Source organism: Flavobacterium sp. LS1R10, assembly GCF_003968825.1.
Taxonomy (GTDB): domain Bacteria; phylum Bacteroidota; class Bacteroidia; order Flavobacteriales; family Flavobacteriaceae; genus Flavobacterium.
The window spans coordinates 453,427-473,042 of the sequence record NZ_RYDH01000001.1; the positions used below are offsets into that span (position 1 = coordinate 453,427).

Consider the following 19,616-nt stretch of genomic DNA (forward strand, 5'->3'; position numbering starts at 1 on the left):
AATGGAAATTTTAAAAGATTCAAAGGGCGCTAGTTATGTTGATGTTGGAAATATAAGAATTTCTTACATTGAACAAAAAAACAGAAGTAATTTAAAAGATTGGCCTAATGCAGATGTCATAAGGATACAAGCTTACACCGGAAAAGGCAAATCACTTCATCAAGGAGCTGAATATCCTATAAATAATGAAAAAGATGTGTATCATTTATTTGAAGCTTTTTCAAAATTAATGATTGATAAATAAATCTTCTGATAACAGGTGTTGGCTGTGTTAAAAAAATAGTAACTGAATTAGCCGTTTTAGAAGTAACCCCTCAAGGTTTCAAACTCTTGGAACGCGCACCGGGTGTAACTGTAGAACATATCATCGCTTCTACGGAAGCTGATTTAATTATTGAAGGTGATATTCCGGAGATGGTTATTGAGTAGCCCGAGTCTTAAAAACACAAAAAAACCACAATTTAATGAAATTTAGGGCTTTTTGTATTTAGTGATTTAGGTTCTAAAAATTGTATTTCCCTCCAAGGTAAATACTCCTTCCGCTAGCATTAATTCCAGAGGCAAAAGTCCTGTATTGTATATCTAAAATATTTTCAATACCGGAATAAACAGTGAACTGTTCCGTTAAAGATAATGATCCTTTCAAATTATAGGTTTCCCAAGAAGGCATTCCATTTTTTGGAGCATATTGCAAATTATCTTCTCCACTAGGCGAGTAATTGCTCAACTCTTTTTTTCCATTATACAACATATATAAATCCAAATTTACTAGTTTACTTTCATATTTAAAACCTGTTTTTCCATAAAATGGAGCAACATGGTCTAAAGGAAAATTACCCCCCGCATTTTGGACTCTACCGTGAGTAAAATTGAAAACGCCATAAAACAAGAATGATTTTGTGATATAACTTCTTAAGGTAGAGGAAATTCCGCTAATATTTCCTTTTCCTTGATTTTGATTGGCAAGAATGAGACTGTTTTTTCCTTCATAAACAATCGAAGATTGTCCGTTTAACGTAAAAGAACCCGTTATTATTGCATCATACAGTCTTGTGTAATAAAAAATATTTTCAAACTGAAAACGCTTACCTTCCCAAAAAGTAATGCTCAAATCAGCCGTTACTGATTTTTCAGGCCTCAAATCTTTGTTTGGTACAATTAAAGTTCCTGTTGCCGATTCGAATATTTTTGCTAAATCATCAATGTTTGCAACTCGAAATGCAGAAGCTAAATTAAAACCTATTTTTGTGTTTTCGCTGGCATTATTTACAATTCCAACGGCACCGCTATAGGTAAAGTTTTTTTGTGATACGCTAGTATAAGGTAAATTCAGAAAATTGGTTAAAATTTCGCTATTCAAAGTCGTGTAACCAGCCCTAGCACTTACATTACACGAGGCTGTTTTGTTAATGTCATTGCTGTAGGATGCAAAACCTTCGGCTCTAAAAGTATTGTTTTTTCCATCTGGATAACGCGAATCAGTAATGCTTTCAGCATTAGTTAAAATATTTTTTTTATTTCCTAAAGAATTTAAATTATCATAATAAACATCGGCGCCATAAATAAAATCACCATTACCTATTTTTGTTTTAAAATCAGAATTGATGGCAAATATCGAAACTTTTTCAATCCTTGAACTTTGCGTTGGATTGCCGAAATTACGGGTAATTCTACTTTCTTCGATGTTTTGATAACTGGCAACCAAATTCATATCACTGTTTAAGAATACCTTCTTTTTGTCTAATTTATAAGAAGAAATTAACCTTTTTTGTGGACCATAATTCCAAACTGCAGATTTAAATTTTCCGTTTGAACTCAAATCAGTTAGCCTGTCATATCTGGGAATGTTTGATGTGGTAGAAAATTGTAAATTTATACTATGTCGTGTGCTGATATTCTGCTGAAAAATAATTTTTTGCATAAAATCATATTGTTTATATCCAGAAAATTTTTGCACATATTTATCATCATTAGTAACTTTAATGTCAATACCATCTTTGGTTACCACATAAAAAGGTCTTTCTCCAAAAAAATCATTGCTACCATTTTTATGTTTTCCCATTTTTAAATCCCCATAATCATTATAGGAGAATGAAGTTAAGTAACCCCATTTTTGACTCGCAAAGTTGAAATCTAAATGACCTGATTTTCCTTGGTTTGCAGAGTTATAATTTGTTAAAGCAGTTCCGCTAACCTTTTGGTTTTCCGTATCGGAAAGCAATTTTGCAATTTTAGTTTGTAAATAAATGGCTCCGCCAAGCGCATCACTTCCGTGAATAGTAGATGATGGTCCAAAAAGCACGTCTACATTTTCAAGCATATTTTTATCAACAGTAATTATGTTTTGCAAATGTCCAGCTCTGTAAATTAAGTTATTCATTCGGATTCCATCAACGAGTAATAAAATTCTACTGGATTCAAAACCCCTAATAACAGGGCTTCCGCCGCCCTGTTGCGATTTTTGAACTGCTAAAGTCCCCGAATTCCCTAACACATCGGCACTGGACTGGAAGTTATTAAACTCGATTTCTTTTTTAGAAATACTTTCAATTTGTTGCGTAATTTTTCTTTTTGGTTTTGCAAATCGTTGTGTACTTACAACTACTTCATCTAATCCTATTGAATTTATAATGTCTTTTTTAGTTTGGGAAAATCCCGACAAAGAGTAAATACAAACCATTACGATTATTATTATTTTCATGTTTGTGTAATTAATTTTGTTTAAAATAGATACTTCAAAAAAAAACATGGAGTATCTAATAGTGAATAGATAAAGGATCTAGTTTTTAAATTAAATTGAGTATTATGATTTTTAATTATATCAATTTTAAAATCAATTTTAAAACCAAAATTCACTTTGTTTTTTTGTAAGAGGTGATTAAAGAGAAAGATTCGTTTTTACTTACTTTTAAAATAGCATTTGTCGTAATTTCAATCTCAAAACAAAAATCTCAAATAATCAGTTGTTTTTGATTTTTACAGGGAAATTCAGCTTTTAATTCAGCTTTTAGAAAAACCAAGTCGCCACAAAAATAGCCGTAATCACACAAATCAAATCGACTATAAGCATCGTTCCTAATGCATAACGCGTATTTTTAATATTTACGGAACCAAAATAAACGGCTATCACATAGAAAGTACTTTCGGCACTACATTGAAAAATACTACTCAATCTTGCCGTTAAGGAATCAGCACCAAAAGTATTCATTGAGTCAATCAAAAATCCTCTTGATCCTGCAGAACTAAAGGGACGAAGCAACGCAACTGGTAAGGCATCCGTGATTTGCTTGCTAACACCCATATTTGAGAAAATAAAAGCGATCCAATTGCTAATAATTTCAAATAAACCACTGTTTCTAAATAAAGAAATGGCAACCAACATTCCCAATACATAAGGAAAAATAGTTACTCCAGTTTTCACACCATTGTTTGCTCCTACTACAAAAGAATCAAAAACTGTAGTACTTGCGACCGTAAACTTCTTCTCATTTATAAAGGAGAAAATCAGGGTAAAAGCAATAATTCCAATTAATATTAAAGCAGAAAGATTAGCCGTAAAATAGTTTTTCCCGATTAAATCTAAATGGTTTACATACATCAACAAACCAACAATTGCAGCTATTAAAACCATCAATACAATCACTAGAGAAGCACTTTTGAAATTGATTTTTTGCTTCACTCCAACAATTAGAAATGCTGCAATAGTTCCTATAAAAGAAGTGATAATACAAGGTAACATCACATCCGCCGGATTGCTGGCATTAGCCGCAGCACGATACCCTATAATAGAGGTTGCAATCAAAGTAAGACCCGAAGCATGCAAACACATAAACATAATTTGTGCATCACTGGCCTTGTCTTTATCAGGATTTATTTCTTGCAAGCTCTCCATGGCTTTAAGACCAAAAGGAGTTGCAGCAGAATCTAATCCTAAGAAATTAGCAGCAAAATTTAAGGTCATATAGGAAATGGAAGGATGATTTTTAGGAATACTAGGAAACACTTTTACAAAAACTGGACTCAATGCTTTCGCTAACTTTCCAGAAGCTCCGGAAATGATTAAAAGCTCCATTAATCCACAGAAAAAGGCCAAGTAAGCCATCAACGGAAGGACTAAATCAAGCAAAGTACTTTTGCACGTTGGCAGTAAACCATCTGATTTTTGAACGCCACTGTATATTTTTACGGTTTTGTTTTTATAAACATAAGTCGTATCCGCATTTAGCGTATCACGATTAATTATCATGGTTTGTTCGGGTGCTTTTTTGATGCTGTCTTTAATAAAGGCAGGAAGTTCTTCGGCAAATTTCTCCGAAACCAGAATTGGATCATCTTTCTTTCCGTTCAAAACGTGGTCAATAGTATAACTGTCTCCCGAAAACAAACTAAACACTACAAATACAATTGCTGAAATAAAAATGACTAACCAAAATCTACTCAATACCATAATCTATAATTTTTGTAAATGTAAAAATTTAAAAAGTTTAACCGCAAATTCGCTAATAAAAATAAACCAGGAATAAACATTTCGATTCGCAAAATATCCAATTTGCGAATTGGCGGTAAATTATCACACATGAATTATTTCGTCCTCAATCAATAATTCTTCCCGTCTTAATCTCAAGAAAATCTGCGCCACGGCGATCGTGTCTTTCTCACAATAGGTTACAATACGATCAATATCTTTGTCTACATAAAATACATGTCCTACCTGGCTACCGTCGATATCGCCTTTTGGCGAAGGTATTCCAAGGACTTTACACATTAATTTCAAAGAAGTAAAATGCTTGTAATCCCCGAATTTCCATAATTCCAAGGTATCCAAATGGGGGATTTCCCATGGTTTTTTTCCAAATAAATTCAGTTTGTTTGGAATGGCGATTTGGTTGATAATCATGCGTCGGGCAAGGAACGGAATATCGAATTCCTTGGCATTGTGCCCACACAAAACATGTTGCGGCTGGTTGAAATGAGTATTCAGCAAAGTATTAAAATCTAACAATAGTTTCTTTTCTTCACCAAAAAAAGAAGTCACCCTAAAATTCCGAATATCGCCTTTGATAGTAAAATAACCCACGGAGATACAAACGATTTTCCCAAACTCGGCCCAAATTCCCGCACGATCGTAGAAATCCTCGGGAGTATATTCGTCTTTACGCTGGTATTGGGTTTTATGTTCCCAAAGATCTTGCATTTCAGAATCTAATGCATTGAAATCTTCGGCTTCCGGAACGGTTTCGATGTCCAGAAACAGAATGTTATTGAGGTTTATTTTTTCTATCATTTGATGGCACGCAGCTTACGTGGATTTTACAGATTTATTCAGATTTTCTTAAACGAATATACCAAATTTATTCATCAACAACTAAAACAAACTTTGTTGCGTCGTTGGATTCTCATGTTCCAATAACCATTTTTTTCGCCATAATCCGCCTGCATATCCTGTTAGTGAACCATCTGTTCCAATGACTCTGTGACAGGGCACGACTATCCAAAGTGGATTTTTCCCGTTAGCAGATGCAACGGCTCTAATGGCTTTGACATCACCCAAAATTTTGGATTGTTCGAGATATGTTCTCGTTTTCCCATAAGGAATGTCCAGTAAAGATTTCCAGACTTTTTGTTGGAATTCAGTCCCTTTTGGATTTAATTTAAAATCGAAATCGGTTCTCTTGCCTTCAAAATATTCGTTGAGTTGTACAACGGCTTGTTGTAAAACAGCCTGAATTGTATTTGAACACAACCCTTCTTCGGTGACTGAAATTCGTGATATTCCACTTTCATCGCCTATGATTTTGGCAATTCCCAATGGCGTTTTGATGTATGCGGTTTCCATATTTTAAAGATAAAAAAAATACCCACATTGTTCCTAAAGAAGTAATAAAGTTCAGAAATAAATGCACTTAAAGTGTTTTGAGCATAAAAAAACCATTCGCAGAGACGAATGGTTCTTGTATTTTAGCCCCGATAGCAGCGGCATCTCGCGATTTAGAAAAACAAGGCTTTTTATCCGTAGTTTTTATTTATCGGGAATACAGCGGATAGCGGGAGTAGCTCCTGAAAAACGCCAGGATTATTTCAAATTGGAATATACGTATGCTTCCAAGGCTTTCAATTCGTCATCAGACATGGCTTTGGTAACCACGAAGTTTGTTTTCATCACTTCATACTGGCTAGGATCAACAATAGGCTCGCCTTCGCCTTTCAAAAACGTTACGATACTTGCGTTTTTATCTTTATAAATCTTAGCAATATCCTGCAGGCTAGGCCCTATCACCTTTTTGTCAACCTGATGGCAGGCCACACAATTTCCTTTCCCTTTGAAAATTTCTTCTCCCAATTGCTCTGGTGTTTGAGCAATTTCTTCGGTAGTAGTTGGGTATAAAGGTTCTTTTTTGGCTTCTTCTTTTTTACAAGAAGCTAAGGCTAAAACGGCAAATAAAAACAATGTCTTTCTCATGTTAATTTCTTTAATTATAGGTGGCTCAGTGGCTAGAATTACCATCCAATATACTTGGGTGGCTGAATTTGATTCAGATTCAAATATACTAAAATTTGTGCTCTGTGATGGGTGACATGGTCTTGCATCAAATTAAGTATTTGCAATTTTGATTTTTGACCCGCAAAAAAAGTAACTTTTTGGGATAATTCAGCATCATTGGTTTTTTGGACAACTCTTTTTGCTGCATCAAAAGAGGTTTTTATCTCTTGGATTATTTGTGCTTTTGAAAGCCCTTTTGCGGCTTCCTTTTTCACATATTTCTCTTCCGAAAAATAAGTTGTGCCCAACCAATTCATGTTATCTTGTATGTGAAATAATTGTTCTTTAAAGGACATTTCACGTTCAGCGGGTTTATAATCATATTTATCTTCCGGCATAGCTTCTGCAACGGCCACTAAATAATCTTTGGAATTATCCCATTTCTCTATGAAAGTAGAAACTACTTCCGCTTGTGCAAAAATGCTATTGGAAAGCAATAAAACCACTATTATTAAACATTTTTTCATTTCTATTTGTTAAGGAGTATTGCAGCCTCTTTCGCAAAATAGGTCGAAATCAAACTGGCTCCCGCTCGTTTGATACACATTAATTGCTCCATCATAATTTTATCGTGATCGAGCCAACCTCTTTCGGCAGCGGCTTTGATCATTGCATATTCACCCGAAACGTGGTAGACTGTTACCGGCACATTTACCGCATTTTTAACTTCGCGAACAATGTCTAAATAGGCAATTCCAGGTTTTACCATGACCATATCAGCGCCTTCTTCAACGTCCCATAACGCTTCTTTGATAGCTTCTATGCGATTGGCATAATCCATTTGGTATGTTTTTTTATCTTTTGGAATTTCAGTGGCGTCAACAGGAGCACTGTCTAACGCGTCACGGAACGGCCCGTAAAAAGCAGATGCGTATTTTGCCGAATAACTCATAATACCTACGTTATGAAAACCGGCAGTATCCAGACCCTCGCGCAAACGCAATACACGTCCGTCCATCATGTCTGATGGCGCTACAAAATCGGCTCCCGCTTGCGCATGAGAAACAGCCATTTTTACCAAGGCTGCGTTCGTTGCATCATTTGCTACATCTCCATTTGCAATGATTCCGTCATGTCCATAAATAGAATAAGGATCCAAAGCCACATCAGGCATTACAATCATTTCCGGACAAGCAGCTTTGATGGCACGTATGGCATTTTGCATCAATCCGTTTGGATTCCACGCTTCCAGTCCCGTATTGTCTTTTAAATTTTCACTTACTTTTACATAAATATTTACTGCACGAATGCCCAATGCAAATATTTCTTTGACTTCTTCTACAGTTAAATCTATCGAACGACGGAATATACCCGGCATGGAAGAAATTTCTACTTGTACATTTTCGCCTTCAGCTATAAACATAGGAAACATAAAATCCGATGGACTTAAACTCGTTTCACGAACTAAACTCCTTATGGATTCGTTTGTTCTTAATCTTCTGCCTCTGTGTAATGGGAACATATATTTTCGTTTAAAGTTTCAGGTTTAAAAGTTTAAAGTTAAACCCATTTAAAATTTAAAATTCAGAATTTAAAATAAATCTAAAGCCAATCTCTTGGGTTTTCTAATACGTGAACTAATTTCTCTTCTTCGCTTCCTGCTGCTGCATGATGGTCGTACACCCATTGTACATTTGGTGGCAAACTCATCAGGATACTTTCGATTCTTCCGTTGGTTTTTAGTCCAAATAAAGTGCCTTTGTCATGAACCAAATTAAATTCGACATAACGACCGCGGCGTATTTCCTGCCACGTTCTTTGTTCTGGCGTATAGGGTAAATCTTTTCTTTTTTCCACAATTGGAACGTATGCGTCAAGGAAACTATTGCCGACTTCTGAAACGTAATTGAACCAATCTTTCATACTCCGCTCTGGTGTTTCTTTGCAATAATCGAAAAACAATCCGCCAATTCCCCGCGCTTCATTGCGATGCGCATTCCAGAAATAGGCATCACATTGTTTCTTATATTTTGGATAAAACTCCGGATTGTGTTTGTCGCAAGCAGTTTTACAGGTTTGATGAAAATGAATTGCATCTTCTTCAAACAGATAATAGGGTGTTAAATCTTGTCCGCCACCAAACCATTGCTGAATTACATTTCCGTTATCATCGTACATTTCGAAATAGCGCCAGTTGGCATGAACCGTAGGAACCATTGGATTTTTTGGATGCATTACCAAACTTAATCCACAGGCAAAAAAATCAGCTTCGCCCACATTAAACATTTTTTGCATGGCTTCTGGTAATTTCCCATGAACGGCTGAGATATTAACACCACCTTTTTCGAAAACTTTGCCGTTTTCGATCACGCGGGTTCTTCCTCCTCCTCCTTCCGGCCGTTCCCAAAGGTCTTCACGGAATTTGGCTTGACCTTCAACCGCTTCTAATCCTTTACAGATTTGGTCTTGAAGGTTTTGTATGTAGGTGTAAAATTGTTGTTTCATTTTAAGTTAAAAGTGTTTAAATTATTTTTTAGTTTTTTTAAACCACTAAATAATAATGCTTTAAAAAAAGTGACTAAAAAGCGACTAAAAGTATCTAAATTAATTCCCAATAATACCCAGGTGTACACTTTATCTTCCAAAAAACCTTGTAGTAAAGACTGCAAACTGAACACTAATTACTGTATACTATTTCCCGTACTCCTTCACCGCATCAATAAACGCTTTTGCGTGATCCACAGGAATATTTGGTAAAATTCCGTGACCTAAATTCACGATGTATTTGTCTTTTCCGAATTCGTCAATCATTTCATGTACCATTTTCTTGATCACCGGAATTGGAGATAACAATCTGGAAGGATCAAAATTTCCTTGTAATGTGATGTTTCCGCCAGACAAGTATCTTGCATTTCTTGGAGAACACGTCCAATCTACACCAAGTGCCGAAGCCCTACTTTTTCCCATTTCATTCAATGCAAACCAACATCCTTTTCCGAAAACGATAACCGGTGCATCATCAGCCAAAGCTTCAATGATTTGATTGATATATTTCCAAGAGAATTCCTGATAATCAACTGGAGATAACATTCCGCCCCAAGAGTCAAAAATTTGAACAGCATCCACTCCTGATTTCACTTTTTCTTTCAAATATAAGATCGTGGTATCAGTGATTTTTTGCAATAAAACATGAGCAGCTTCTGGATGTTCGAAACAAAATCCTTTGGCCATATCAAAGCTTTTAGAACCTTTCCCTTCCACCGCGTAACACATAATTGTCCAAGGTGAACCTGCAAAACCAATTAATGGCACCTCATCATTCAACATTTCTTTGGTCAATTTAATAGCATCAAAAACGTACCCTAATGTTTCATGTACATCTGGAACAATTACTTTCTCCACATCTTGAATCGTACGAATTGGATTTGGTAAAAACGGCCCGAAATTTTCTTTCATCAACACTTCAATTCCCATGGCTTGTGGAATTACCAAGATATCTGAAAACAAAATGGCAGCATCCGGAGCAATTCTGTGAATCGGCATCATCGTTATTTCGGCTGCTAATTCCGGAGTCTGACAACGGGTAAAAAAATCATATTTATCACGCAATGCGATAAATTCCGGCAAAAACCGTCCGGCTTGACGCATCATCCAAACTGGCGGACGTTGTACTGTTTCTCCTTTTAGTGCTCTTAAAAATAGGTCGTTTTTGATCATGTATTTAAATTTTAGCGGATTGCTAGATGCTTTCCGGTGTATAATATTCAATAACTTCCAAAATCACGGCTTCGATAGTTGGTGTTTCGGGAATTACTATGTTTTTAATTTTCTTTGTTTCTAATGCTGCTGCTGTAGTAGTGCCTACGCAAAAACAAACTTCATTCTTGATTTTATTATTTGTCAAATAACTTTCAACGGCAGATGGGCTAAAAAACAGAATTCCGTCAAAATTTTCTTGGTCTGATATTTTAAAAGGCGCTAGTGTTGTTTGATACACTTCGATTTCATTAAAAATTATTCCGGCACTTTTTAATGCTTCAGGCAACGTTTCTTTACGCAAATTTCCGCTCAAAAAAGTATAGCTTTCTTTATTGTAAATTAAAGTGATTATTTCAGCTAATTCAGAGGCATAATCTAAATAAACATCGACTGTAAAGCCATGCAATTCCAGTAATTCTTTGGTTTTAATACCTACACAAAAAACAGGTTTCGTCTTTAAAACTTCCCAACCGTTTTGTTCTATCAAACTTAAAACCGCATTTTGGCTGCTAAAAATTAAGTTGTTGTTGATGGTACTGAGTTCGAAAAGGTTGTTTTTTATTTCGATGAAATCTTGTTCCAAAAGATCAAAATTAGCATCAATAAATACTTGCCTTTGTTCTGCCGATAATGTTTTGGTGGATAAAATGCTTGTTTGGCTCATTATTTCTTCAAATTAATTTTAATTGCTGTCATCAATTCTGCTCCGCCATTTTCTAAAATTTCTTTGGCACAATAAAAGCCTAATTTCTTCCATTCCTGCATCGGAACGGTTTTTTCTATTTCGATTTTTTGTTTCCCATCAATTGAAAACAAAACGCCTTTGAATACTATTTCCTCTTCTGTAAATACTGCCAAAGCGCCAATTGGTGCCGTACAACCGCCTTCGAGTGTTTTCAGAAACTGTCTTTCAATGTGTGTACATACCTCGGCATCAATATCATTTAACTCAGAAACGGCCTCTCTGCAAAATTCATCTTTTGCCATCGCAACAATCACCATTGCGCCTTGAGCTGGCGCCGGAATCATCCAATCCAAGTCGATATAATTAGAAGGTTTCAAGTTGATTCTTTCCAAACCTGCTGCCGCAAAAACGGCTCCGTTCCAATCGCTTTCCTGCAATTTCTGCATTCTCGTATTGACGTTTCCACGTAAATCAACTACTTTATGGTTGGGGTATTTATTGAGCCATTGTGCCTGACGACGCAAACTGCCTGTGGCAATTGTTCCTGCTCCATTACGAAAATCAAGGGTTCCTTTGTACACTAGGATATCTAACGTATTGGCTCTTTCCAAAACTGCCGCCTGTACAATTCCTATTGGCAAAGCCGTAGGAACATCTTTCATGGAATGCACTGCAATATCAACCTGACCGTTGATCATGGCAATATCAAGTGTTTTAGTAAAAATGCCTGTGATTCCTAATTCGTAAAGTGGTTTGTCAAGGATAATATCTCCTTGCGATTTTACCGCTATAATTTCGGTTTTATAGCCTAAATTATTTAGTTTTTTTTCGACGGTATGGGCTTGCCAGAGTGCGAGTTCACTGTCTCGGGTTCCTATGCGTATTGTTTTGTTTGCCATTTTTATTTTTTCAAACCAAGAGGAATTAAAGGTTTATTTTAATGAAATTTAATTCCTTAATGGTGTAAATTTTATTTTGTAGTCGCTCCTATTTTGAAAACTTTCTCAATCCAATCGATGCTTTCATCCACCATCGTATCATCATCTTTCAAATGGTTGGCAAAATGTGTAGTTATTTTTTGGATAATTCTGTTGCTGATAATCTCTGCTTGTTCTTCGTTGAAATTTGAAATTTTCTTGCTTTGAAAATCCAATTCGGATGTTTTTATCGCATTCAATTTTGCTTTCAAAGCATTGATAGTAGGGGCAAATTTTCTGCCTTTGGTCCACGTAGTAAATTCTTCTTTGATTTCTTCAATGATGGCTTCAGCAGCGGGAATGTGTTTTTTTCTATTTTCTAAAGTTTCATCTGTTAATTGCGACAAATAATCCATGTGAATCAGCGTAACACCTTCTAATTCCTCGACATTTTCATTTACATTTTTAGGAATTGATAGATCCAAAATCAATATTGGTTTTTTCAAATTCAGAATCGCTTTGTCAATAGTAGGATTCTGTGCGCCGGTAGCTACCACAACAACATCTGCTTTTTGCAGTTCCAAATGCAGTTCCGAATAATCTTTCACAATTAGATTCAGTTTTCCGGCTAGTTTCTCTGCTTTTTCTTTGGTTCTATTGATAAGTGTAATGTGTTCGTTTTTAGTGTGTTTTACTAAATTTTCACACGTATTTCTACCAATTTTTCCAGTACCAAACAATAGAATATTTTTGTTCCCAATGTCTTGCACATTGTTAATAATATAACGAACCGCAGCAAAAGAAACCGAAGTAGCTCCAGAACTAATTTCGGTATCGGTTTTTATTTTTTTACTGGCTTGAATCACCGCATTCACCAATCGTTCCATAAAAGCATTGGCTAAGCCCAATGATTTTGATTGTGAAAATGAGTTTCTTATTTGGGCAATAATTTCAAAATCACCCAGAATCTGACTGTCTAAACCCGTTCCCACACGAAACATGTGGCTGACGGCTTCTTGATTTTTATAGACAAAACCCACTTTTTGAAAAGCTTCAACTGAGCCTTGACTGTTCTCGCAGATTAATTTGATCAATTGAAACGGATGTTCCGCATAACCGTAAATCTCTGTACGGTTGCAGGTAGAAGTAACTATTAAACTCTCTATTCCTTCATTCTTAGCTTGTTCCAATACCCGCGTTTTTGCTGCGGCATCTAAACTAAACTTTCCTCTAATCTCAGCATCTGCTTTTTTATAGCTTAATCCTACGGAGTAAAAATAATGATGCTTTGATGTGTTATTGTTTTCCATATTTGCACTTTTCCTAAAAGTGAGGCAAAATTATCACTATAGTATTTATAAAAGTAACGCTAGAAGTTCTTTTTGTATCGCTCAGTGATTTTTTAATTCCAAATGGTCAGAATACTGCAAAAAAGGCTACTTTTGTAATGAATTCAAGTTGTTTGAATTGCTTTATTTAAAGTGGTTCTAAATAAAATAACTTGATGAATATCATTTTTACTTAAAAAAAATATCGCTATGGGTTCTCAGGAAATTATAAAAATTGAGGATGATTTCACACTCATTCGCTTTCAGAATGACAGCAACGATTCTTTTAATGCGCAACGGGAAGTGGGCAGCGGTTTGATTCAGTTTCATTTTGGAATCAAAGGAAAAGCGAAATTCATTTTCAACCAAGGCAATTATGCTTTGGAACTGAAAGAGGAAAAATCATTGTTGCTGTACAACCCACAAAAAGAACTGCCTTTAAATCTGGAGTTAGCACCTAATTCTTGGGTAATCTCTGTGATTATTTCTATCAAAAAATTCCATGCTTTATTTTCGACCGAAGCCGATTATATTACTTTTTTAAGCGCAGATAATAAGGACAAAAAATATTATAACGAAGGTAATATCAGTCCCTCGATGGCGATTGTTTTATCGCAATTGTTTCATTATAACTTGCATCCCTCCATAAAAAACTTGTATTACAAAGGCAAAGGATACGAATTATTGAGTTTGTATTTCAATAGAACTGAAGATCCAAACGCAGAACAATGTCCGTTTCTAATTGATGAGGACAATGTCATGAAAATTAAAAAAGCCAAAGAAATCATCATAGCCAATATGGCTGAACCACCCGGATTACAGGAATTGGCGGATGAAATAGGGCTGAATCTAAAGAAACTAAAAATGGGTTTCAAACAAATTTATGGCGATACCGTTTATGGTTTTCTGTTTGACTACAAAATGGATTTTGCTCGAAAATTACTCGATAGCGGCTCCTATAATGTAAACGAAGTAGGATTGAAAATTGGCTACAGCACCGGAAGCCATTTCATAGCGGCATTTAAGAAAAAATTTGCCACTACGCCCAAAAAATACTTGATGTCGATCAATCCAAATATGTCATAAACAATTGATTTCATATATTAAACAATAAATAAAAAATAGTTAATCGCAATTTATAAAAAAGTAAGTTTATTTACTTTTGTACCAACAAAAAAAGATAACATGAAAGGTGTATTATTAGTTAATTTAGGTTCTCCGGAAAGTCCAACTCCAAAGGATGTAAAATCGTATTTAGATGAATTTTTAATGGACAAATACGTAATTGACGTTCCGTTTTTGTTACGAGCATTATTAGTTCGTGGTATAATTTTGCAAACAAGACCTAAAAAATCTGCTGCCGCTTACGCAAAAATATGGTGGGACGAAGGGTCTCCACTTGTGGTTATTTCCAAAAGAATGCACGAAAAAGTACAAAAATTAGTTGATGTACCCGTTTCCCTAGCAATGCGTTACGGAAATCCATCCTTATTGTCCGGCTTACAAGAGTTACATGATAAAGGCGTGACCGAGGTGTTGTTTTTTCCTTTGTACCCGCAACATGCAATGGCATCTACCACCACAATAATAGAACTGGCCGAAGAGTACCGTAAAAAGTATTTTCCGGGTATGAAATTCACGATAGTTCCTGCGTTTTACAACAAACCAGATTATCTCAAAAACTTGGCTGATTCCATTAAAGGTCATCTAGAAGGTTTTGACTATGATCATTTATTATTCTCCTACCATGGAATTCCGGAGCGTCATATTCGCAAAACGGATATCACAAAATCACATTGTAAAATTGACGGTTCATGCTGCAACACCCCGTCGCCGGCACATGAGTTTTGTTACCGCCATCAATGTTATGAAACGACCAAACAAGTTGTAAAATTGCTGGGAATTCCAGAAGGAAAATACAGCCAGACTTTTCAATCGCGCTTAGCCGGAGACAAATGGTTGACACCATATACAGACGTTGAAGTAAACAAAATGCCCGAGAAAGGAATCAAAAACCTGGCTGTTGTAACGCCTGCTTTTGTATCGGATTGCTTGGAAACTTTGGAAGAAATTGCCATGGAAGCCAATCATGAATTTAAGGCTCACGGAGGAGAAAATTTCAAAGCAATTCCATGTTTAAATGATGGTGACGACTGGTGTAAAACCGTAAGTAATTGGATTTCAAGCTGGTCCAATGCTTCATCATCACTTAAACTTGACTCCGAAAAAATTAACGCTTAAATGACTGTTACCGCCGATGAACTAGGAACACAAGACATTAAAAAACTCTTGATAAAACAGGCAGTTCCGTCTTCTATTGGGATTTTATTCATGTCGGTTAATATCTTGATTGATACCATATTTGTTGGACAATGGATTGGTTCTTTGGCCATTGCTGCGGTAACCGTAGTTCTGCCCATCACCTTTTTGATTTCTTCTCTGGGAATGGCGATTGGTGTGGGCGGAGGATCTGTACTTTCCAGAGCATTGGGAGCCAGTCACAAGGAAAAAGCACTTCAAACATTTGGCAACCAAATCATGATGACTTTTTTATTGGCTTCTGTTTTTGTGGTATTTGGTCTTTTTTTTAGTGACGAAATGCTAATGCTTTTTGGCGCGAAAGGAGCCATAATGGAACCCGCAAAAGAATTTTTTATCCCCATAATTATAAGCGTTCCGTTTTTGGCACTTTGCATGATGGGAAACAACGTGATTCGCGCCGAAGGCAAGGCCAAGTTTGCGATGGTCTCCATGATTATTCCTGCATTTGTCAATATTGCATTGGATATTATTTTTATCAAATACTTAGATTTAGGTATGTTTGGCGCTGCTTTGGCTACTGCCATATCCTATTTTACCTGTTTCTTGTTTGTACTTTGGTTTTTTGTTTTCAAAAGTGAACTTCAACTGAAAATGAAGCATTTTAAATTTAAAATGCCCATTGTCAAAGAAATCGCTGAGTTGAGTTTTGTGACTTTTTCAAGACAAGGAGTTGTGAGCATTTTAGCCATCATCCTGAATCATACTTTATATACGTATGGCGGCGAACATTCTGTTGCTATTTATGGAATTATCAGTCGAATGCTGATGTTTTCCTTGTTTCCTATCCTGGGAATTACACAAGGATTTCTGCCAATTGCCGGTTTCAATTACGGTGCAGGAAATTATGAAAGAGTGAAAGAAAGTGTGCAACTATCCATAAAATATGCCGCATTTCTCGCCTCGCTAATTTTTGTGGTTATTCTAATCTTTGCAAAGCCTATCGTTGCTATTTTTACTACAGACCCACTCGTGATTGACCAAACTCCGGAAGCGTTGCGCTGGGTATTTGCGGCTTCGCCAATTATTGCTGTACACCTCATTGGTGCGGCTTATTTTCAAGCTGCAGGAAAGGCAAAAAAAGCACTGCTTTTGACGTTAAGTAAACAAGGATTTTTCCTGATTCCTTTAGTGCTCATTCTACCAAATTTTTTAGGTATTTTTGGAGTGTGGTTTGCATTCCCAATTGCAGATATCTTATCAACAATACTAACTGGCTATTTTCTAAAAAAAGAAATGAATACAAAATTGATTCAAACTAACGATGGAATACTATAATTACCTTAAATCTTTGCACCTCATCTTTGTAATCACATGGTTTGTAGGTCTATTTAATATTGTTCGACTATTTGTTTACCAAATAGAAGCGGCAGATAAACCCTCGCCTGAAAAAGAAATTTTACAAAAACAATTTAAAATAATGACCTACCGCATGTGGTACATTATCACTTGGCCTTCTGCTATTTTAGCGAGTATTTTTGCTTTTTGGATGTTGTTTTTTACTGATTTAGGCAATGCTTGGTTAAAAATGCCCTGGATGCATGTAAAACTTGGCTTTGTATTTGTGTTGTATTTATACCATGCAAAATGCCACCAAATATTCAAGCAATTGCAAAATAATCAAGTCAACTACACCTCTAATTTCATGCGTTTATGGAACGAAGGTGCGACAATAATCCTTTTTGCAGTCGTTTTTTTAGTTATTTTAAAAAATGCTTTCAACTGGATTTATGGTGTAATAGGAATAATTTTGTTTTCTGTTTTAATCATGCTTGGGTTTAAATTTTATAAAAAAATAAGAGAAAGAAATCAATCTTAATTATGTTCAAAAGCTTCAAAATAGCAATGCTCTCGTTACGAATCAGAATCTTCCTTTCGATGATTGTGTTGATATTAATAGCGTCTGTTTTATTAGCTTCTATATCCATCATTCAATTTAAAAACGAAGCCAAAGAGTACCACCAAGAACGCTTAGAACGCAATGAGAATTCTGTAAAAGAGCACATCAATTATGTACTCTCTACCACTACATATCCTTTAAATTCTGCCAATTTAAGTTTGATTTTTAAAGATAAAATCCATGAATTAGCCCACATTCATAATGCGGAAATAAACATCTATGGTCTGGACGGAAAATTACTAAAGTCTTCTAAAGAGTCTTTTTCTGTGGATATAGTGGCGCCTCCTATTCCAAAATACATTTTAAAACTAGTTCGTTCTTCTATCGAAAAAAGATACGTTGATATTAAAACTATAGATGGCAAAAAGAACCGTTCCGCTTTCAGCCAAATCAAAGATCATAAATTCAAACCACTGGGGATATTGAACTTACCTTATGTAGAAGATGATGGATATTATGAAAACGAATTAAAAAGTTTCCTAATTCGTCTGGGACAGGTGTATGCTTTTATGCTTATTATTGCTTTTGCTGTCGCTTATTTCCTTTCCTCTTACATTACAAAATCATTAAAAACAATATCAGATAAGTTAAGTGGAACGAGTTTAAATCAAAAAAATGAAAAAATTGTTCTGGAAGCAAACAGTAAGGAAATCAACTTATTGATCAATGCCTACAACGGAATGGTGGACAAACTGGAGAAAAGCGCCATTAAACTGGCCCAAAGCGAACGAGAAGAAGCGTGGCGCGAAATGGCCAAACAGGTCGCCCATGAAATCAAAAATCCGCTTACGCCAATGCGATTAACAGTACAGAGTTTTCAACGAAAATTTGATCCAAACGATGCCAATGTAAAACAAAAAATGAACGATTACTCCGAAACTTTAATTCAACAAATTGACACCATGAGTGCCGTTGCCTCTGCGTTTTCAAATTTTGCATCAATGCCGGCACAGCAAAACGAAACCTTGAATGTTGTTGCCGTAGTAGAACTTGCGATGGACATTTTCAATGAAGACTACATTGAATTTCAAAGCGATTCTCCTGAAATTATTTCGAAAATTGACCGTACCCAACTGATCCGGATTATCACGAACCTGGCTAAAAATGCTATTCAGTCTATTCCGGAACAACAAGAAAAAAAATCAGTAGTTCTCCGTATCCATAAAGCAGCAAACAACGTATTAATTACTGTTACCGATAATGGAATTGGGATTCAACTCAAAGATATTGACCGTATATTCGAACCAAAATTTACCACTAAAAGCAGCGGAATGGGTCTTGGTCTTGGAATTATAAAAAACATTATCGAAAATTATAAAGGAACGATTACCTTTGAAACTGAATATGGAAAAGGAACTACTTTTACGGTTTCGCTTCCAATAATTAACACCTAAAAATACAATTATGAACTACGAAAATCTTTTAATTGCAACCGAAAATAACATTGCAACGATTACCATTAATCGTGCTACAAAACTAAATGCGTTGAATGTTGCCACGATTTCTGATTTGAATAAAGCTTTCAAAACATTAGGGAAAAATGATGAAATTCGTGTTATTATTTTAACGGGAAGCGGTGAAAAAGCTTTTGTGGCGGGAGCGGATATCTCTGAATTTGCTGCTTTTTCAGTTGAAGAAGGAACGCAATTGGCCGCTGAAGGACAAGAAAAATTATTTGATTTCATAGAAAATTTAAAAAAACCCGTAATCGCAGCCGTTAATGGTTTTGCATTGGGCGGCGGATTAGAATTAGCCATGGCGTGTCATTTCAGAGTAGCTTCAGAAAATGCAAAAATGGGATTACCTGAAGTTTCGCTGGGTGTAATTCCGGGTTACGGAGGAACGCAACGTTTGCCGCAATTGATAGGAAAAGGACGCGCAATGGAAATGATTATGACCGCAGGAATGGTAACAGCGCAAGATGCTTACAGAACGGGACTGGTGAATCACGTAGTCCCTGAAGCTGAACTTTTAGATTACTGTGTGAGTGTAGCCCATAAAATAATAAAAAATTCTCCGTATGCTATTGGCAAAGCCATAAAAGCCGTCAATGCTAATTTTAAAGAAGGAAAAAATGGCTATGAAACCGAAATAAAAGCTTTTGGAAAATGTTTTGGAACCGAAGATTTTAAAGAAGGAACAGCTGCATTTTTAGAGAAAAGAAAAGCAGTGTTTACGGGGAAATAATAACAAAAGAGAACCACGTTGGTTCTCTTTTTAGTTTATA

Annotated in this window: 19 protein-coding genes and 1 pseudogene; 8 read left to right on the top strand and 12 right to left on the bottom strand. The window is 35.8% G+C overall.

The features are described 5' to 3' along the window. Position 1: 1 nt before the first annotated feature. The gene (locus EKL96_RS01970) at positions 2-244 is read left to right on the top strand and encodes a hypothetical protein (protein WP_126457713.1); all 243 of its coding nucleotides are present in this window, start codon (positions 2-4) and stop codon (positions 242-244) included. A gap of 2 nt (positions 245-246) precedes the next feature. Beyond that, a pseudogene (locus EKL96_RS01975) lies at positions 247-429 on the top strand (succinyl-CoA--3-ketoacid-CoA transferase); the annotation flags it as partial. 73 nt (positions 430-502) lie between these two features. On the opposite strand, the gene EKL96_RS01980 reads toward EKL96_RS01975, so the two are convergent. The 12 genes from EKL96_RS01980 to hemA all read right to left on the bottom strand — a co-directional run bounded on the left by EKL96_RS01980 (position 503) and on the right by hemA (position 13,152). Next, a complete protein-coding gene (locus EKL96_RS01980) occupies positions 503-2,701 on the bottom strand; it encodes a TonB-dependent receptor plug domain-containing protein (RefSeq protein ID WP_158615211.1) in 2,199 nt (732 codons plus the stop codon). A gap of 306 nt (positions 2,702-3,007) precedes the next feature. After that, positions 3,008-4,447 (bottom strand): nucleoside recognition domain-containing protein, encoded by a 1,440-nt coding sequence (locus EKL96_RS01985; protein ID WP_126457715.1) that lies wholly within the window; start codon positions 4,445-4,447, stop codon positions 3,008-3,010. A gap of 123 nt (positions 4,448-4,570) precedes the next feature. Continuing rightward, positions 4,571-5,284, bottom strand: coding sequence for a 3'-5' exonuclease (locus tag EKL96_RS01990; protein ID WP_126457716.1), 714 nt, complete (start codon positions 5,282-5,284; stop codon positions 4,571-4,573). Positions 5,285-5,365: 81 nt separating this feature from the next. Beyond that, positions 5,366-5,836: a methylated-DNA--[protein]-cysteine S-methyltransferase gene (locus tag EKL96_RS01995; RefSeq protein ID WP_126457717.1), complete on the bottom strand. Its 471-nt coding sequence runs from the start codon at positions 5,834-5,836 to the stop codon at positions 5,366-5,368. A 237-nt stretch (positions 5,837-6,073) separates the two neighbouring features. Beyond that, positions 6,074-6,460, bottom strand: coding sequence for a c-type cytochrome (locus tag EKL96_RS02000; protein ID WP_126457718.1), 387 nt, complete (start codon positions 6,458-6,460; stop codon positions 6,074-6,076). Positions 6,461-6,498: 38 nt separating this feature from the next. Further along, positions 6,499-7,008 (bottom strand): DinB family protein, encoded by a 510-nt coding sequence (locus EKL96_RS02005; RefSeq protein ID WP_126457719.1) that lies wholly within the window; start codon positions 7,006-7,008, stop codon positions 6,499-6,501. 2 nt (positions 7,009-7,010) lie between these two features. Further along, positions 7,011-8,003, bottom strand: coding sequence for a porphobilinogen synthase (gene hemB / locus EKL96_RS02010; protein WP_126457720.1), 993 nt, complete (start codon positions 8,001-8,003; stop codon positions 7,011-7,013). Positions 8,004-8,083: 80 nt separating this feature from the next. Then, positions 8,084-8,986: an oxygen-dependent coproporphyrinogen oxidase gene (gene hemF, locus EKL96_RS02015; RefSeq protein ID WP_126457721.1), complete on the bottom strand. Its 903-nt coding sequence runs from the start codon at positions 8,984-8,986 to the stop codon at positions 8,084-8,086. Positions 8,987-9,172: 186 nt separating this feature from the next. Beyond that, a complete protein-coding gene (gene hemE / locus EKL96_RS02020; RefSeq protein WP_126457722.1) occupies positions 9,173-10,198 on the bottom strand; it encodes a uroporphyrinogen decarboxylase in 1,026 nt (341 codons plus the stop codon). A gap of 22 nt (positions 10,199-10,220) precedes the next feature. Then, complete coding sequence (locus EKL96_RS02025; protein ID WP_126457723.1) at positions 10,221-10,904, bottom strand: uroporphyrinogen-III synthase; 684 nt, start codon at positions 10,902-10,904, stop codon at positions 10,221-10,223. Next, the gene (hemC, locus tag EKL96_RS02030; protein WP_126457724.1) at positions 10,904-11,824 is read right to left on the bottom strand and encodes a hydroxymethylbilane synthase; all 921 of its coding nucleotides are present in this window, start codon (positions 11,822-11,824) and stop codon (positions 10,904-10,906) included. Before hemC ends, EKL96_RS02025 begins: the two co-directional genes overlap by 1 nt. Before the next feature lie 71 nt (positions 11,825-11,895). Next, positions 11,896-13,152, bottom strand: coding sequence for a glutamyl-tRNA reductase (gene hemA / locus EKL96_RS02035; RefSeq protein WP_126452248.1), 1,257 nt, complete (start codon positions 13,150-13,152; stop codon positions 11,896-11,898). Positions 13,153-13,380: 228 nt separating this feature from the next. On the opposite strand from hemA, the gene EKL96_RS02040 reads away from it, so the two are divergent. The 6 genes from EKL96_RS02040 to EKL96_RS02065 all read left to right on the top strand — a co-directional run bounded on the left by EKL96_RS02040 (position 13,381) and on the right by EKL96_RS02065 (position 19,576). Continuing rightward, entirely contained in the window at positions 13,381-14,256 is an 876-nt protein-coding gene (locus EKL96_RS02040; RefSeq protein WP_126457725.1) for a helix-turn-helix domain-containing protein, read from the top strand. A 99-nt stretch (positions 14,257-14,355) separates the two neighbouring features. Next, positions 14,356-15,411 (top strand): ferrochelatase, encoded by a 1,056-nt coding sequence (gene hemH, locus EKL96_RS02045; RefSeq protein ID WP_126457726.1) that lies wholly within the window; start codon positions 14,356-14,358, stop codon positions 15,409-15,411. After that, on the top strand, positions 15,412-16,767 hold the full coding sequence (locus EKL96_RS02050; RefSeq protein ID WP_126457727.1) for an MATE family efflux transporter: 1,356 nt from the start codon (positions 15,412-15,414) through the stop codon (positions 16,765-16,767). Further along, entirely contained in the window at positions 16,754-17,308 is a 555-nt protein-coding gene (locus tag EKL96_RS02055; protein WP_126457728.1) for a CopD family protein, read from the top strand. Before EKL96_RS02050 ends, EKL96_RS02055 begins: the two co-directional genes overlap by 14 nt. Before the next feature lie 2 nt (positions 17,309-17,310). Beyond that, a complete protein-coding gene (locus tag EKL96_RS02060; RefSeq protein ID WP_370274107.1) occupies positions 17,311-18,783 on the top strand; it encodes a PAS domain-containing sensor histidine kinase in 1,473 nt (490 codons plus the stop codon). A 10-nt stretch (positions 18,784-18,793) separates the two neighbouring features. Further along, on the top strand, positions 18,794-19,576 hold the full coding sequence (locus EKL96_RS02065; protein ID WP_126457729.1) for an enoyl-CoA hydratase/isomerase family protein: 783 nt from the start codon (positions 18,794-18,796) through the stop codon (positions 19,574-19,576). The last annotated feature ends 40 nt before the right edge of the window (positions 19,577-19,616 follow it).